Consider the following 16,334-nt stretch of genomic DNA (forward strand, 5'->3'; position numbering starts at 1 on the left):
CCGCTCCCTCCTCGCCGCATGCGCCCCCCGAGCACCGCGCGCCGAGCCCGAGCACCGGCCCCTGAGCTGAGGACCAGTCCCTAAGCCGAGCACCGTCCCTGAGCCTGTCGAAGGGACCCGCGACCCCCCCCCCACCCAAGGAGACACATGTTCCGCTGGAAGCTGCACGGCAACGGGCGCACCGTCGAGCCCGGCGCGGTCGTCGCCCCGGGCGAACGCCTGAACTGGGGCGCGACGGTCGCGATCGGCCTCCAGCACGTCATCGCGATGTTCGGAGCGACGTTCCTCGTGCCGGTGCTCACCGGCTTCCCGGTCTCGACCACGCTGCTGTTCTCGGGTGTCGGGACGCTGCTGTTCCTCCTCGTCACGAAGAACCGGCTCCCCAGCTACCTGGGCTCGTCGTTCGCCTTCATCGCACCGATCACCGCCGCGACCACGGCGGCCGGCACCGGCTCGGCCCTCGCCGGCATCGTCGCCGTGGGAGTGCTTCTCGCCGCGATCGGGTTCGTCGTGCAGTTCGCCGGACTCGGCTGGGTCGACAAGGTCATGCCGCCGGTCGTCGCGGGAGCGATCGTCGCGCTCATCGGCTTCAACCTCGCGCCGGTGGCGTGGGGCAGCTTCCAGAAGCAGCCGCTCACCGGCACGATCACGCTGGCCGCCGTCATCCTCTTCAGCGTGCTCTTCCGCGGCTTCCTCGGCCGCGTGTCGATCTTCCTCGGCGTGATCGTCGGCTACGTCGCCACGGTGCTGATCCAGGTGACGACCGGCGAGGCCCTCATCGACTTCGCCGCCGTCGAAGCAGCCCCGTGGGTCGGACTGCCGGAGTTCCACTTCCCCGACTTCGCCTCGCCCGGCACGTGGTCGGTGATCGCGATGTTCCTGCCCGTCGTCCTGGTGCTCGTCGCCGAGAACGTCGGCCACGTCCGCGGAGTCGCGGCGATGACGGATGCCACGGCCAACCGCTCCACGGGACGCGCCCTGATCGCCGACGGCGTCGCCACGACCCTCGCGGGCTCGTTCGGCGGCTCCGGCACCACGACGTACGGCGAGAACATCGGCGTCATGGCCGCCACCCGCGTGTACTCGACCGCGGTGTACTGGGTCGCCGGTCTCGCCGCGATCCTGCTGAGCCTCTCGCCGAAGGTCGGCGCCGTGTTCAACACCATCCCGCCCGGCGTCCTCGGTGGGGTCACGACCGCGCTCTACGGCCTCATCGGGATCATCGGCATCAAGATCTGGGTCGACAACCGCGTCGACTTCTCGCGTCCCGTCAACCAGTACACGGGCGCCGTGGCCCTGGTGCTCGCGATCGCGGGCTTCACGATGGACATCGGCCAGTTCCAGCTCGGCGCGATCGTGCTCGGCTCGATCGCGGCCCTCGTGATCTACCACCTCGGCAACGCGATCGCCCGCGCCCGCAAGACCGGCGCCGACGACGGCGGTCCGATCCCCGCCGTCGGCCCGCTGGGCGGCGACCCGGCCTGAGCCGGCTCGTCCGCCCCCACCCACCCCGGAGCATCCATGACCGCCACCACTCGCCCCACCGCCCGCACCGGCATGATCCTTGTCGCCATCGGCACCGTGGGCCTCGCCGTCATGCTGTGGTGGGATGCCAACGGCGCCCCCACCGTGGCCCACTTCCTCACGGCGTCCTTCGGGTACCTGATCGGCCAGGGCATCGTGACGTTCTACGCCGCGCGGCGCCGCCCGCGCTGACGGCCGAGACCGCGGCATCCGGTCCGTCGCGCGGGGTCCGGGCCGCGGCATCCGGACCGTTAGGCGGAGTGCGGGCTGCGGCACCCGGGCCGTCGCGCGGAGTTCGGGTCGCGGCGTCCGGACCGTCCCGCGGAGTCCGGCCACGACACGCCGCCCGCACGCACCACCCACCGGCGCGTCGCGCCTGAACTCCGCCTGACGGCACGCCCAGCGCGCCGGATGCCACGACCCGTCCCACGGACTCCGGGCCGCGGCATCCGGGCCGTCGCGCGGAGTCCGCGGCGGCGGCATCCGCACCGTCCCGCGGAGTCCGGCCGCGACACGCCGCCCGCACGCACCACCCACCGGCGCGTCGCGCCTGAAGTCCGCCTGACGGCACGCCCGCGCACCCCGGGCGCCAGAACCCACGGATGCCGATAACCCGCCGCCGCCGCCACCGTTGCCGGACCGTTACTTGACACCGGCGGGCCCCAGACCGCACACTGATCTCGGTCGCTGATAAATCGGTTTATCAGCAAGATAAATCGATTATCCAACGGAGGGTGGAGCGATGACTCGAGTGCGTCTCGCCGACGTCGCGAAAGCGGCGGGCGTCTCTCCTGCGACCGTGTCGCTCGTGCTCAACGGCGCCGAATCTCGCATCTCCGACGAGACCAAGGAGCGAGTCCGCCGCGTTGCCGAAGAGGTCGGCTACTCGCCCAACCCGATCGCGCGGAGCCTCCGCACCCGCGTCACCGGGACGATCGGCCTCGTCTCCGACCGCATCGCCACGACCCCCTTCGCCGGACGCATGCTCGCCGGCGCTCAGGAAGTCGCCCGCGAGAACGGTCGCCTCGTGATCCTCGTCGACACCGACGGCCACCCCGAGATCGAGTCCGACGCGATCTCGACCCTGGTCAACCACCGCGTCGACGGCATGGTCTACGCCTCGATGTACCACCGCGTGCTCCCGGCCCCGGCGGGCCTCCCCGACGGCACGGTCTTCCTCGACTGCCGCCCCGAGAACGGCGGCTACCCGGCGGTCGTCCCCGACGACTACGCCGGAGGCCGCGCCGCCACCCGGGAGCTCGTCGACGCCGGCCACCGACGCATCGCCTACATCGACGACGGTGACGCCGATCGTCCCATCGCCGCCGAGCTACGCCTCCAGGGGTACCTCGACGTCCTCGCGGAGGCCGGCATCGAGCACGACCCGGCCCTGCACGTCTTCGCCCCGACCTCCGCCGCGGGCGGCCAGCAGGCGATCGCCGAGCTGTTCGCCCTCCCCGAGGATCGACGCCCCACCGGGATCTTCGCCTTCAACGACCGGATCGCGGCGGGCGTCGTCATGTGGGCGCCCCGGCACGGCATCCGGATTCCCGAAGACCTGTCGATCGTCGGTTACGACGATCAGCAGTTGGTCGCCGCGGAGCTCGATCCGCCGCTGACCACCGTCTCGCTCCCCCACGCGGCCATGGGCCGCTGGGCCATGGAGGTCGCCCTCGGCCTCCGCGCGGCGGACACCGATTCCCCCCACCTCATGGACTGCCCGATCGTTCGTCGGGCTTCCGTCGGCCCTCCCGCGCACCTCGGCAGCGCGCGGGACCCCCGGGTCACGGACTGACGCCTCCCGGCGTCCCCTCACGATGGCGACAGCGATGTCGCCGCACACCGAAAGGAACACGATGAAGAAGTCCTTCATCCCGCTCGCCGCGACAGGCGTTGCTGCCGCGCTGGTGCTCACGGGCTGCGGTCAGGCCGGCCAGGGCAGCACGACGACCGAAGACGGTCGCACCGTACTGACCATGTGGACGCACTCGGCCGGTAACCCCGCCGAACTCGCGGTCTACGAACAGATCATCAGCGACTTCAACGCCTCGCAGGACAAGTACGAGGTCAAGACCGAGTCGTTCCCGCAGGGCGCATACAACGACGCGATCGTCGCTGCGGCGGCCTCGGGCGACCTGCCCTGCCTGCTCGACCTCGACGGCCCGATCATGCCCAACTGGGCGTGGGCCAACTACCTGCAGCCGCTGAACATCTCGAGCGGCATCACCGACAAGCTGCTCCCGACCGCCGTCGGAAAGTACAACGGCGAGATCTACTCCGCCGGCTACTGGGATGCCGCGCTCGGCATCTTCGCCCGCAAGTCGGTCCTGGATGCCAATGGCATCCGCATCCCCACCATGGACCAGCCGTGGACGGCGAGCGAGTTCGACGCGGCCCTGGCGACGCTCAAGGCCGCCGGCTACGAGACCCCGATCGACATCGGCGCCGAGGACAAGGGTGAATGGTGGCCTTACGCCTACTCGCCGTTCCTGCAGAGCTTCGGCGGCGACCTGATCAACCGCGACACCATGCTCACCGCGGACGGGGCACTGAACGGTGCGGATGCCGTGAAGTGGGGCGAGTGGTTCCAGTCGCTATTCAAGAACGGGTACGCCAACAGCGGCGGAACCGTCGGCAACCAGGAGTTCGTCGACGGCAAGGTCGCGCTCAGCTACACGGGCGTCTGGAACGGTCTCGCCGCGGTGGACGCGGTCGGTGACGACCTGCTGATCCTCCCGCCGCCGAACCTCGGCAATGGCCCCAAGATCGGTGGCGGCTCGTGGCAGTGGGGGATCTCGTCGTCCTGCAACGACGCGGACGGCGCGCGCCAGTACCTCGAGTTCAGCTTCAACGACAAGTACATCACCCAGTTCGCCGACGAGCAGCTCGTGATCCCTGCCACCGAGGCGGCGACCGAAGCGTCGAAGTACTTCAACTCGACCGACGGTGCTCTGCGCCCGTTCGCGGAGTTCTCGAAGGAGTACGCCGTACTGCGCCCCGAGACCCCCGCGTACGCGGTGATCTCGACCACGTTCGAGACGGCGGCGAAAGACATCATGAACGGCGCCGACGTGAAGTCGGCCCTCGATGCCGCCGTCACTGAGATCGACACCAACATCTCGTCCAACGACGGCTACGGCGCGAAGTAACGCCGAGCCCGCGGTGGGGGCCCGCTCGGGCCCCCACCGCACCCGGGAAAGAAGAACTCTGATGACCGTGTCACCCCCGATCGCCGCGGCGAAGCAGCCGCGCCGATCCCTCAGCCGCTTCCGCTCCGCACGCGGACGCGAGACGTGGGCGGGCCTGGCGATGATGGCCCCGGCCGCGCTCCTGCTCCTGCTCTTCCTCATCATCCCCGTGCTGCTGGCGTTCACGCTGTCGTTCACCAACGCACGCTTGATCTCCCCCAACCCCCCGCGGTTCGTCGGCCTCGACAATTTCTTCCGGGCCTTCACCGCCGACCCGGTGTTCCTGCAGTCGGCGCTGAACACCTTCCTGTTCGCCCTCGTCGTGGTGCCGGTGCAGGCGGGCCTCGGGCTGCTGCTGGCCGTGCTGGTCAACCAGCGCCTGCGCGGCACGACGTTCTTCCGCGTCGTGTTCTTCGTCCCCGTCGTGACCTCGATCGTCGTGGTGTCGATCCTGTGGCGCTTCATGTACCAGAGCGACGGCCTGATCAACTCGATGATCGACACGCTCACCTTCGGTGCGTTGAAGGGCGCCGACTGGCTGAACGACCCGAGCACGGCACTCGGCGCGATCATCGTGCTGTCGATCTGGCAGGCCGTCGGCTTCCACATGATCATCTGGCTCGCGGGACTGCAGACGATCCCCGAAGAGCTCTACGAGGCCGCGCGCATGGACGGCGCGGGACGGTGGCGCCAGTTCACCAACGTGACCTGGCCGGGCCTGCGCCCGACCATGGTGTTCGTTCTCGTGACGATCACGATCGCCGCCCTCGGCCTCTTCGTCCAGGTCGATGTGATGACCCAGGGCGGACCCCTCAACTCGACGTCGACCGTCGTGTACCACGCGGTGCGCAAGGGCTACGAGCAGCAGGAGATCGGCTACGCCGCGTCGATCTCCCTCCTCTTCTTCGTCGCCGTGCTGATCATCGCGCTCATCCAACGCTGGTTGACCCGAGAGAAGAACTGATATGACCGGCATCCTGGAGCGCCCCGAGCGCACCGCACGCACAGCGCGTCAGACCACGTCGACCCGGCAGCGCACCCGCTCGTCGGAGGGGCGTACCGGTCGCATCCTCACCTACGTGTCGATGTCGATCCTCGCCGTCTTCTTCCTGTTCCCGTTGGTCTTCATGTTCGTTTCGAGCCTGAAGCCCGACGCGCAGATCCTCCGCGACATCAACTCGCCCGCGGCGTTCCTGCCCACGGGCGACATCAGCCTCGACAACTACTTCGGGGTCTTCGACCGCGTCCCCGTCGGGCAGTTCCTCTTCAACTCGATCCTCGTGACCGTGCTGACGGTCGGACTCGGGCTGATCGTGAACTCGCTCGCGGGCTTCGCCCTGTCGCGACTGCGGTGGAAGGGGCGGGTCGTCGTGATGGCCCTCGTCATCGCGACGCTCATCGTGCCGTTCGAGACGATCGCGGTGCCGATGGTCTACTGGGTCAACCAGCTGCCCACCCTCGTCATGGAGGGCGGAGTGCTGAAGTACGACTTCGGCTGGCTGAACACCTACCAGGTGCAGATCGTGCCCTTCATCGCGAACGCGTTCTCGATCTTCCTGTTCGCGCAGTACTTCTCGACGATCCCGCAGTCGCTCGACGAGGCGGCCCGCATCGACGGGGCGAGCTGGTTCACGATCTACCGGCGCATCATCGTGCCCCTGTCGGGCCCGGCGTTCGCGACGGTCGCGATCCTGACCTTCCTTCCCGCGTGGAACCAGTACCTGTGGCCGCTCATGGTCGTGCAGAAGGAGAACCTGCGGCCGGTCATGGTCGGCATGCAGTACTTCTTCCAGCTCAACACCGCGTGGGGTGAGGTCATGGCCTACACCTCGCTCATCACCCTTCCCGTGCTGATCGTGTTCCTGGTGTTCCAGCGCGCGTTCGTGAGCAGCATCGCCGCGAGCGGCGTGAAGGGGTGACCCACCGACTCGATGGCGCCGTGCTCGATGCAGCAGCGGTCGCCATCGCGCATCCTTCCGCCGGGGCGGCCGAGCGCCCCGGCGGAAGCCTCGCCCGGCGCCGCACGCGGTGACCACGCGCGGCGACCTGAGACCCCCGACCCCCTGAGCCCCGCAGCACAGCGCTGCGCTGAAAGAGAGTGCCTGACGTGTTCGACCTCGCCGATTCCTACGTGTGGGATTTCTGGTTCGCCGACGACGGCGACCGCTACCACCTGTTCTTCCTGTACGCCTCGCGCGCGCTGCACGATCCGGAGGACCGCCACTACCGTGCCTCGGTGGGCCACGCCGTCTCGACCGATCTCGTCTCGTGGGAACGCGTCGCCGATGCGCTCGTCCGGGGCGGTGCCGACGACTTCGACGCCCTCGCCACCTGGACAGGCTCCACCGTGCGCCGCGACGACGGCACCTGGTTCCTCTTCTACACGGGCTCTCGCCTGGGCGAGGACGGCCGCAACGTGCAGCGCATCGGCTACGCCACCAGCGACGACCTGTACACGTGGCACAAGAACCCCGCCAACCCGGTGCTCGAGGCCGACGGCGAGATCTACGAGCGTCTCGCGACCACCGACTGGCACGACGAGGCCTTCCGGGACCCGTGGGTGTTCGCCGATCCCGCGGGGAACGGCTGGCACATGTACGTCACCGCTCGCGCACCCCGAGGACCGTTGAACGGCAGCGGCGTCGTGGCTCACGCGACCTCGCGCGACCTCGAGACGTGGACGCTGCAGGCGCCCGTCAGCGAGCCCACCGACGAGGGCTTCGGCCAGCTCGAGGTGACCCAGGTCGAAGAGGTCGACGGCCGCGCCGTGCTGCTGTTCTCGTGCATGCCCGCCCAGGCGATGGATGCCGTGCGCGCACGCCACCCGCGAGGGGCGGTGTGGGCGGTCGCCGCCGACAGCGTGCTCGGCCCGTTCGACATCTCGACCGCGACGCCGCTCACCGACGACGACCTCTACGTCGGCCGTCTGATCCGGGATCGCGCCGGCCGCTGGCAGCTGCTGGCGTTCCGCAACGTCGGCGTCGACGGTCGCTTCGTGGGCGGGATCACCGACCCGATGCCCGTCGGCTGGCAGGGTGACCGCCTGGTCATCACCCAGCCCGCCGCTCTGTCGGCCTGACGTCGCGTGCGCCCGGGCTCCGGTCCCGTCTCCCGGGACGGGCCGGAGCCCGATCCGTCCCGCGGAGTTCGGGCCCCGGCATCCGTACCGTCCGGCGGAGTCCGACCGCGACACGCCGCCCCCACCCGCCGCCCACCGGCGCGTCGCGCCTGAACTCCGCCTGACGGCACAGCCCCGACCCGGCCGCGTTCGCGCCGGCACGCTCCATGCACCATGATGACGGCGAGGCGATCGCCCACCGGAAGGACCAGGATGACGACCACCGAAGCCCACATCCACGACGTCGCCGTGCTCGGCGAGGCCCTCGTCGACATCGTGACCACCGCGGCGGGAGCGTCCGAGCGGCCCGGAGGCAGCCCCGCGAACGTGTCCGTCGCTCTCGGCCGGCTCGGCCGCGATGCCGCGCTCGTGGCACGCGTCGCCGACGACGAGCGCGGGGCCGCGTTGAACGCGTGGCTCTCGGCATCCGGAGTCGACCTGGTCACGGCCGGATCACCGGAGCGCACCGCCACCGCCCGCGCCACCATCGGTGAGAACGGCAACGCGACCTACGACTTCGACATCGACTGGGTGCTGCCCTCCCCCGTCGAGATCCCCGCCGCGCGGATCTTCCACACCGGATCCGTCGCCGCGACACTCGCACCGGGTGCCGACGAGGTCCGCGCCGCGGCCGAGCGCGCCCGCGCGACGGCACTCATCAGCTACGACCCCAACATCCGCCCCGCCCTCACCGGCGGCCACGATGACGCCACCGCGCGCGTCGAGGCTCTCGTCGCCCTCGCCGACGTCGTGAAGGCAAGCGCCGAGGACGCCGAGTGGCTCTACCCGGGCGTCGCGCCCGTCGACGTCGCGCGGCGATGGGTCGAGCTCGGCGCCGGACTCGCCGTCATCACCGACGGCGAAGCGGGATCCCTCGCCGTCACCGCCCACACCACCGTCGACATCCCCGCCGTCCCCACGACGGTCGTCGACACCGTCGGCGCGGGCGACACGTTCATGGGAACGCTGCTCGACGGCATCCTGAACATCCCCGGCGACATCGACGAGCTGCGCGCGCGAGTCCGGTCCCTCGACCACGAGGCCGTGCTGGCACTGTTGAATCGCGCGGCGCGTGCCGCCGCGATCACCGTCGGGCGCGAGGGAATGGACCCGCCTACGCGCGACGATCTGGCCGGTTGACCCGGCGAGTGCTCGGTGGGCGTCCGGCGGCATAGACCAGCACGCACAGCGCGCCGAAGGATGCCGGGATGACGACGGCCCACCAGGGGAAACCAGGGATGTCCGGCACCTGCCCCGCGGCGTCGACGTCGGCCTGCGGCGTCGGAGTCACGCGCTCTCCCGTCACCAGGATGCGATGGGTGTTGATCCCCAAGGGCGTGCACGTGACGAGGGTCACGAGGTCTTCACCGGCCTGCGGGAGAAGAGCCTCGGTCTCCTCCGGCAGCACCACCCGCGTATCGCGCACACGATAGGTGAGCACCTCGCCGAAGACCTCGAGGGTGAACGTGTCGCCGACGACGACCTGATCGAGGTCGTCGAAGAGCGTGGCCCCGGCGAGCCCCCGGTGCGCGGTGAGCACGGAGTGCTGGTCGGCGCCGCCCACGGGCAGCGACGTGCCCTCGAGGTGACCGACCCCCTTGTCCAAGATGGCGTCGCTCGTGCCGTGATAGATCGGCAGATCCACATCGATCGCGGGGATGCGCAGCCGGGCCATCACCCCGTCGGCGCTCGCGCGCAGCAGATCGTCGTAGACGAATCCCGGTGCGTGCGCACCAGAGCCCGTCGGTACGCGCGCCCCCGCCTCGATCAATGCCCCGCCCACGAGGGCGGCGTTGTAGGAGTGCGCTTCGGACAGCGCCTCGCTACGAGTCGAGCGGGTCGTCGCGCCGAGGTCGGTCTCCACGCTCACGATGAGCCGCGACTGGTTGTACTGCGTCCACCAGCTCGCCACCGTCGGGTACATGAGCAGCAGAACGCCCACGAACGCGACGAGCGCGAACACCACCGTTCCCCACGGCAGGTGCCACCGGCGACGACGGGCCCGTCGGCGGGATGCCGGGTGCCGGAGATCGTCGCCGAGGGGACGCCAGGACCGACGTCGACGCGGGTGCGGCGCGACGTCGGTCCCGGCTGCGGGAGAGGTGGCGTAGGGGGAGCCCGCCCCTCCCGGCTTCATGTGGTCAGGACCGCTTCGCCCGCACGCGGCGAGCGACGATGGTTCCGACGCCGGCGACGACGAGGCCGCCGCCGAGGATCGAGAACAGGGTGCTTCCCGCACCACCGGTCAGCGGGAGGTTCGGGCCCGTCTGCTGGGTGTTCTCGAGGGTGACCGTCGTCGGCGCAGTCGCTCCACCGGCGTTGACGGTGACCTGGGTCCACGGGTCGGCGGGGAGGACGTATCCGGCCGGCGCCTGCGTCTCCTTCACCCAGTACGTGCGCGACGTCACGGAGTCGTTACCGACCCACAAGCCGTCGATCGAGATCTTTCCGGTCGAGTCGGTGGTGAGCGGACCGGTGACGAGGGTGCCGCTCTTCGCGTCGTACACCTCGAAGATCGCTCCGGCGAGGGCGTTGGAGGTCGCGGCATCCGTCTTCTGAATCACCACCGCGCCCCAGTTCGTCTGCGGCGTGTTGGTCTCACGGTCGGACCCGTTCGTGTTGACCACGGCGGTGTTGGTGATCTGGCCGTCGGGGCCGAGGCTCGTGACCTTCGTGGAGATCCTCGCCTGAACGGCGGTCTTGCCAGCGAGCTTCGACAGACCGGTCGTGGTGAAGGTGATCTTGACGTTGCCCGACACCGTGTAATCGGTGTTCTCCACCAGCGTCGTCCCGTCGACCGAAACCGTGGCGCCGGTGTAGGACAGGCGGGCGTCGAGGTCGTCGGTGATCGAGAAGCTGCGGTAGGTGTCGCCCGCGGCCAGCGCCGGAAGGGGAGCATCCACCGTCCACACCACCGTCGAACCGAGCACCGGCGCGTCCGGGGCGGAGACCGACTTGGTCGGGGTCGTGTCGTTCAGCTTGTTCTTGGGGTAGACGTGCACGTCGTACAGCCAGGTGCCCTGGTTCGGGTACGGCACCGAGACGAGGAAGGGCTGCACGGGCGAGACGATGGGGTTGGGGCCCGGATCGATCTCGCTGACGTAGTACAGACCGTACGGGAGGTCCGCCACAACCGCCTGTCCGTCCGCCCCCGTCGTGACCGTGGTCGAATTCGAGAACGAGAAAGGCGCCGAGGTGACGGTCGCGGGCGTGGCGGTCGCGGCCTGGTCCCAGCCGGCGGCGGTGGTGAGATCGATCGCCGTGCCGTTGTAGGCGACGCGCTGCACCGAGAACTGCACGCCCGACAGGGCCTGCCCGAGCTGCTGGACGGCGCTCGGATCGGTGATCTCGGTGCCGTTTCCGGCGGCGCCCGGCTCACCCGCGTGCTTGTGGATGGTCAGCGTTCCAGTGGTACCCGTGATATTCGACGGGCTCGCCGGATCGGCGGCATGTGCCGCCCCGCTCGCCGCTATCGTCCCGAGGGCGGCGAGGGCCGCGATTCCGATGCCGGCGGCCAGCTTTCGCAGCCGCATCGATCTGGTGGACATGTGGTTCTCACTTTCTTTCCATGGCGGCCGTGGTCGGCGGCAACCGGCGTGAAGAGGGGATGTTCGGGGAAGGCGGACGGTCAGCGCGAGGACCGCAGCCGGCGCCTGAGCTTCAGGATGAGTCCGATGGCGGTCGCGCCGACGAGGGTGCCGAGGCCGACGATGACGAACGCATCCGATCCGATGCCGCCCGTCAGGGGCAGGCGGGCCGCCGGCTGCTGCTCGTTCGTCTGCGGACCGAGGTCCTGCGACGTGCCGGCGTTGGCGGCGGTCACCGTGAAGGCCAGCGAGCCCGCGGCGATGTAGCCCACCGGCGCCCGGGTCTCGGTGGCGGTGTACGACCCCCAGGCCAGCGCCTCGAGGCGGAACGCCCCCGGAGTGGGATCCTTGTCCAGCCCGGTGCACGGGCTCGTGACACAGTCCACGACAACGTTGTTGGGCGCGGCGAACGAGGGACCCGAGACCGTCCACTCCGATCCGGACAGCAAGTCGCCGGTCGTCTTCGACGTTTTGGTCCAGGCGACGCTTCCGGGCCTGCTCGCGTTCGTCATGGTGCACACCACGTCGGCCTCAGCGGCCACGGCGACGGACGCACCGGTCGCGGTGCCACCTGTACAGGCCCAGGTTCCGGCCTGATAGCCGGCGGGCGCGCCCGATTCGGACAGCACGTAGGAGCCGGGGGCGACCACCGCGGAGGTGATCGCGCTCTCGCCGGTCTTGCCCGTGATCGTCTGCGGTCCCGTTCCGGTCAGCGTCCAGTCGGCCGGTGTCGAGCTGCCGCCGTACGTGTTGTCGACCTGCTTCTTCAATGTCAACAGGCCCGAGACGGGCTTGTTGGTGAGGGTGCAATCGACTGCATCGCCGGGCGCGATGTTCGACAGAGCGGCACCGGCCGCGTTGGCCAGGGGCACCGTCTGGCTGCCGCCCCCGGCCCGGGCGATGGTGCAGACGCCGCTCACGAACCGCCACCCGCTCTGCTGCTGCTCCGCGACCGTCACCTGGGCCAGCGCCGAGGTGCCACCGAAGGCAAGCTGCCAGGACACGCTTCCGGATGCCGAGGTGACCTGGGTGGTCGCGGACGGCGAGGCAGTGCCGGAACCGGTCGTGAAGGTCGTCGCCGCGCCGAGTGTCCATCCGCTCCCGGGAAGCGGGTTCTCTCCGCGGATGTCCTGAACCACCTTGTGCACCGTGACGCTCGCTGTCAGTGGCCGGTTGGTGAAGGTGCAGTCCACACTCGCGCCCGAGCGGTTGGGAATCGTCAACGTCGATCCCGCGCCCACGGCGATGGCGGCGCCGGTCTCATCGACGCAGCTCAAACTGCTCGCGTAGTTCGCGATCGAACTGCTCGATCCGGGCGCCATCTGTTCCGTCAACGTGTAGGTGGCGCCCTGCAGAACGGCGAGCGGGCCGACGTGGGCCGCCTGAACTCCCGTCGCCGAACCGGACGTCGTCGCACTGCCGGAGACGGTCGAGCCGCGCGCGACGGAGAGGGTGAACTGGTCGGAGTTCGCGACGCGCGCCGCCACGTCCTTGCGGAGGGTGAGGTTGGCCGGCGAGTTGCAGCTGGCCAGATCCGTGCTGCTGTTCAGTCCCGTCGTGACGACCGAAATCAGCGTGCCCGTGGAGGTGTCGTACTCGCGCACGGTCGTGCCGTTGCCGAGGAACATGCTGCCGCTGGTGTTGAACGCGATCCCGTTGATACCGGTGAAGCCCCCCGTGCTGAAGCTGAACGACGGCGACGAGGGAATGACTCCGCCACTCGCCGCGGCGAGGGAGGCCCCCGTCACGGAGAAGATCGTCGTGCTGGTGTCGCTGCCGACGATATAGAGGTTGCCGCTCGCGTCGAACGCCATGTCGCCGTTGAGTGTTCCGCCGCCGGCGGAAGAGGTGTCGACCGAGCCGACGAACGTGAAGGCTCCGGTCGCGGGCACGTACCGGGTCAGGAGGAACCGCCCTTGAGCGTTGTAGCCCCCGAGGTAGTAGTTCCCCGTGCTCAGATCGAGCGCTCCGGCGACGAACGAGGTCACCGAGTTATCGGTGTAGGTGTCGGTCGTCCGGACCCACTTCGTTCCGTCGAAGTAGTACATCGTCGCCGTTCTCGCCGAGTTGGTGCGCTCATAGGCCAATGCGGCGGTGCCGTTGGCACCGATACCCAGACCGTTGAACGACGACACCCCCTGCGCCGCGGTGCCCACCGACGAGACCGTGCCGTTGGCGATCCGTCTCAGCTGACCGGACGAGGAGACCGAGTAGAGGGTCTGCGGGGCGCAGGTCAACGACGCCGCCACTCCGGACGGGATCGAGGCCGGCCGCACCGGCGAGAGACTCCGCTCGAGCGGGACGGCCGTCGTCGATGAGACGGCGGCGCCGACCGCGGGGCGCAACTCGGTCGCGCTCGCTGACGTACCCGAGCAGATCAGCCCCAGAGACACGGCGACGACCAGCGCGATGCGCGCAATCTTCTCATTCATATGTAGGCATTTCTTCCGCTCGGCGAATAGCGCCGATTCCGGCGGTGATACTCGCGATCCGACGATCGGTCTCGTTCGGGTAGAGACCGTGCGCGCCACGAAATCCGTCGCGTCTTCGGATGACGTCCGACGGATACCGGGTCCGACCCTATTGATCACATCCGAGAGTGCGAAATCTTTAATACCCGACCTAATCCCCGCGCTTAATACCATGCCTTCATGGCGGCTTCCGCACGCACCGCACGGCAGCGGGCGTGGCCAGCGCCGGGCGCCGTCGGCGACGACGCGGGGGAAGACGAGGAGCCGGCTCCGTGCGCCGAGCCGGCCACTCGGAGCAGCGCGCGTCCGATGCCACAGCATCGACCCGAAATGGCCGCGACCAGGAGTCGGGCAACATCTCCCCTCAAGAGGGAAGACACCGCCGAATAAATGTCACTCCCTTTTCAATCGTTCACAGAAGAGCTGCTCATTGACCGAGGACATGAAAAAGTCGCGCTCATCCAGAAACGCCAGCGCTTGCTCTCGACTCGCCACTCCGAGTTTTCGGTAGAGCGTACTCAACTGCACCTTGACCGTATTCACGCTGACGCCATCCTTTTCGGCGATGTCTTTGTTCGACGCGCCGTGATAAATGCTCCAGGCGAGAGACTCTTCGCGCGACGTCAAGACCGGAACGACGAATGGCAGAGGAGGATTCGACAGGCTGCGGCGGTATCGCTCGAGCTGGGACAGGAGGACCGTCGCCTCCGGCGTCACGTCACCGAGCCACCGGACGACCTCGCTCAGATCGACGCCGGCCAAGCCGACGAAGGCAGCCGACGAAAGGGACCCACGAGCCGCCATCCGCAAGCCGTCCGTCAGCGACCGGCGCGCTCTGACGTTCTCGCCGAGGCGGTGCTGGGCCACGCCTCGCACGAGCATGATCGCCACGGCTGCGCGCAGGCCGTGTTCAGCGATGCGCCCGAGACAGGGTTGTGTCACCCGGAGGACGGACCGGTAGTCCCCCATCATCTGCAACGCCATGGCGCGGTGGACCTCTACGCAGACGAGGGGCGGGACCGGCGGGTCGCAGGCGCTCAGAACGGCCAGCGCGCGTCGCGGTTCCCCGCGCAGCAGCAGGATGTCGAAGTGCAGGCTCAGCAGGATCGCCCGCACCGTCCAGTGACCGCGCGACGAACCGCTGGCAAGCAGGTCGCTGGCGAGGCAGACGGCTTCGTCGATGTCACCGGAGAGCACCTGGGCCTGCACCGTCACCACGTCGGCCGCGTAGTGCACGCAGTCATCGCTCCCGTCCGACTGGCGCAGGTTCGCCGCCGTGCGCAGGAGACCGTCGGCGTCCTGATCGTTCGCGAGGACAAGGAATCGCGCCATGTTCAGAATGTAAGAATCTTGCGACCAAGAAGGGTCGTTTCGCTGTGCGAGGCCGTCACATTTCGATACCTCAACGGATGCCGCCGCCATATCCCCGCGGAGCCCCAGGCAGAGAGCGAGGACGCTTTTCGCGCGGAATGATTCAGCCGCATTCGCACTCATACTCAGCGCTCGGCGTGAATGGAGAGCGGCCGCGGGAATGTTCCCGAGAGCGCAATACGCCTCCGCCGCATTCGCCTCGAGGAAAAAGCTCGCCTGGCGATCCAGCGAGACGCGAGAGCGAAGGTGATAATTCCGCCAATAGCTCTCTAAAAGATGAGCGCAGCTCTCGACATCATCTAAACGCGCGTGAGCCACCAGCGCTGCGCTCAATATCGATACATCATCCTCGGAAATTTTATGCGGCTCTGCATGAATTCGCGAAGATCTCACATAATTCAGATCATGAATCTCAGCAGTTCCTCCCGTCGGCAGCGTGCTCGCATTCACTCGACGCGCCGACTCAACCACCGGGTCATATGACTCCAAAAGGCTCACGACTCTCCCCCTGTCATCGCTCGAGACCCAATCCGCGAAAGGCCAAGAACTGCCACTTACGCCTTTATGCAACAGGCGCGGCCCAATACGGCGTGCAACTGTACAGGGACGTGGCACGTGGGTTTCGGCCCTTATCCAGCGCGAAAGTGCGCACAGGGATCCCCTCTGTCGGGGTTCCGAACACGCGCCCGGAAGATCGGTGCCACGACGACGATCCGCCCACGGCGAGCCGAATTCGCGATGAGTTCCGAGACGGTCGCAGCCACCCCGGCAGCCGATCGCACGATCATTCCGTATGCTTTGAGAGCGCTCCCATTCTCTTGTCGAACGACCCTTCGCGCGGGGTCAGCCACGGCGTGTCGCGCTCACCCGACCGATCGCGACGAGGCACTCCGCCGCACTTCGATGGGCGCCTTGCGGTCTCGGCGTCGCGCGCACGCGGTGCTCTGCCGCATTCTTGGCGCGCATTCAATGGGTTCTCCATCACGATGGCGAAATCGAGATGCGATTAGCCAGAGAACGCAATAGGCGCATCACCGATCGTCCCCGTTCTTATCGAGTAATGCTCGATGCGCCG

General features: G+C 68.6%; 12 protein-coding genes. 8 read left to right on the top strand and 4 right to left on the bottom strand.

Features of this window, described 5'->3' with window-relative positions; genetic code table 11:
- The first annotated feature begins 147 nt into the window (after positions 1-147).
- From NS283_RS14310 to NS283_RS14345, 8 genes are all read left to right on the top strand, one after another.
- Positions 148-1,485: a uracil-xanthine permease family protein gene (locus NS283_RS14310; RefSeq protein ID WP_058597531.1), complete on the top strand. Its 1,338-nt coding sequence runs from the start codon at positions 148-150 to the stop codon at positions 1,483-1,485.
- A gap of 36 nt (positions 1,486-1,521) precedes the next feature.
- Positions 1,522-1,716 (top strand): hypothetical protein, encoded by a 195-nt coding sequence (locus NS283_RS14315; protein ID WP_058597532.1) that lies wholly within the window; start codon positions 1,522-1,524, stop codon positions 1,714-1,716.
- 550 nt (positions 1,717-2,266) lie between these two features.
- Positions 2,267-3,319 carry a LacI family DNA-binding transcriptional regulator gene (locus NS283_RS14320; protein WP_058597533.1) on the top strand — a complete coding sequence of 351 codons (1,053 nt, stop codon included), beginning with the start codon at positions 2,267-2,269 and terminating at the stop codon, positions 3,317-3,319.
- Positions 3,320-3,380: 61 nt separating this feature from the next.
- Positions 3,381-4,673, top strand: a complete 1,293-nt coding sequence (locus NS283_RS14325) for a sugar ABC transporter substrate-binding protein (protein WP_058597557.1) — start codon at positions 3,381-3,383, stop codon at positions 4,671-4,673.
- 61 nt (positions 4,674-4,734) lie between these two features.
- A complete protein-coding gene (locus tag NS283_RS14330; protein ID WP_153001385.1) occupies positions 4,735-5,676 on the top strand; it encodes a carbohydrate ABC transporter permease in 942 nt (313 codons plus the stop codon).
- 1 nt (position 5,677) lies between these two features.
- Positions 5,678-6,631: a carbohydrate ABC transporter permease gene (locus NS283_RS14335; RefSeq protein ID WP_058597534.1), complete on the top strand. Its 954-nt coding sequence runs from the start codon at positions 5,678-5,680 to the stop codon at positions 6,629-6,631.
- Between the two features lie 188 nt (positions 6,632-6,819).
- Complete coding sequence (locus NS283_RS14340; RefSeq protein WP_058597535.1) at positions 6,820-7,791, top strand: glycoside hydrolase family 68 protein; 972 nt, start codon at positions 6,820-6,822, stop codon at positions 7,789-7,791.
- Between the two features lie 252 nt (positions 7,792-8,043).
- The gene (locus NS283_RS14345) at positions 8,044-8,970 is read left to right on the top strand and encodes a carbohydrate kinase family protein (protein ID WP_058597536.1); all 927 of its coding nucleotides are present in this window, start codon (positions 8,044-8,046) and stop codon (positions 8,968-8,970) included.
- Here the strand turns inward: NS283_RS14345 and NS283_RS14350 are convergent.
- The 4 genes from NS283_RS14350 to NS283_RS14365 form a co-directional block, all read right to left on the bottom strand.
- Positions 8,945-9,967: a class C sortase gene (locus NS283_RS14350; RefSeq protein WP_241492257.1), complete on the bottom strand. Its 1,023-nt coding sequence runs from the start codon at positions 9,965-9,967 to the stop codon at positions 8,945-8,947. The two genes, NS283_RS14345 and NS283_RS14350, sit on opposite strands and share 26 nt — an antisense overlap.
- A gap of 4 nt (positions 9,968-9,971) precedes the next feature.
- Positions 9,972-11,378 (bottom strand): SpaH/EbpB family LPXTG-anchored major pilin, encoded by a 1,407-nt coding sequence (locus NS283_RS14355; protein WP_081317436.1) that lies wholly within the window; start codon positions 11,376-11,378, stop codon positions 9,972-9,974.
- A gap of 80 nt (positions 11,379-11,458) precedes the next feature.
- A complete protein-coding gene (locus tag NS283_RS14360) occupies positions 11,459-13,849 on the bottom strand; it encodes a prealbumin-like fold domain-containing protein (RefSeq protein ID WP_058597538.1) in 2,391 nt (796 codons plus the stop codon).
- Between the two features lie 432 nt (positions 13,850-14,281).
- Complete coding sequence (locus NS283_RS14365) at positions 14,282-15,220, bottom strand: helix-turn-helix transcriptional regulator (RefSeq protein WP_058597539.1); 939 nt, start codon at positions 15,218-15,220, stop codon at positions 14,282-14,284.
- Positions 15,221-16,334 lie beyond the last annotated feature (1,114 nt).

This window comes from Microbacterium testaceum (assembly GCF_001476285.1).
Lineage (GTDB): Bacteria > Actinomycetota > Actinomycetes > Actinomycetales > Microbacteriaceae > Microbacterium > Microbacterium testaceum_B.

Coding starts and splice junctions, on each gene's coding strand:
- NS283_RS14310 (WP_058597531.1), top strand. CDS start 148: ATGTTCCGCTGGAAGCTGCACGGCAACGGGCGCACCGTCGAGCCCGGC.
- NS283_RS14315 (WP_058597532.1), top strand. CDS start 1,522: ATGACCGCCACCACTCGCCCCACCGCCCGCACCGGCATGATCCTTGTC.
- NS283_RS14320 (WP_058597533.1), top strand. CDS start 2,267: ATGACTCGAGTGCGTCTCGCCGACGTCGCGAAAGCGGCGGGCGTCTCT.
- NS283_RS14325 (WP_058597557.1), top strand. CDS start 3,381: ATGAAGAAGTCCTTCATCCCGCTCGCCGCGACAGGCGTTGCTGCCGCG.
- NS283_RS14330 (WP_153001385.1), top strand. CDS start 4,735: ATGACCGTGTCACCCCCGATCGCCGCGGCGAAGCAGCCGCGCCGATCC.
- NS283_RS14335 (WP_058597534.1), top strand. CDS start 5,678: ATGACCGGCATCCTGGAGCGCCCCGAGCGCACCGCACGCACAGCGCGT.
- NS283_RS14345 (WP_058597536.1), top strand. CDS start 8,044: ATGACGACCACCGAAGCCCACATCCACGACGTCGCCGTGCTCGGCGAG.
- NS283_RS14350 (WP_241492257.1), bottom strand. CDS start 9,967: ATGAAGCCGGGAGGGGCGGGCTCCCCCTACGCCACCTCTCCCGCAGCC.
- NS283_RS14355 (WP_081317436.1), bottom strand. CDS start 11,378: ATGTCCACCAGATCGATGCGGCTGCGAAAGCTGGCCGCCGGCATCGGA.
- NS283_RS14360 (WP_058597538.1), bottom strand. CDS start 13,849: ATGAATGAGAAGATTGCGCGCATCGCGCTGGTCGTCGCCGTGTCTCTG.
- NS283_RS14365 (WP_058597539.1), bottom strand. CDS start 15,220: ATGGCGCGATTCCTTGTCCTCGCGAACGATCAGGACGCCGACGGTCTC.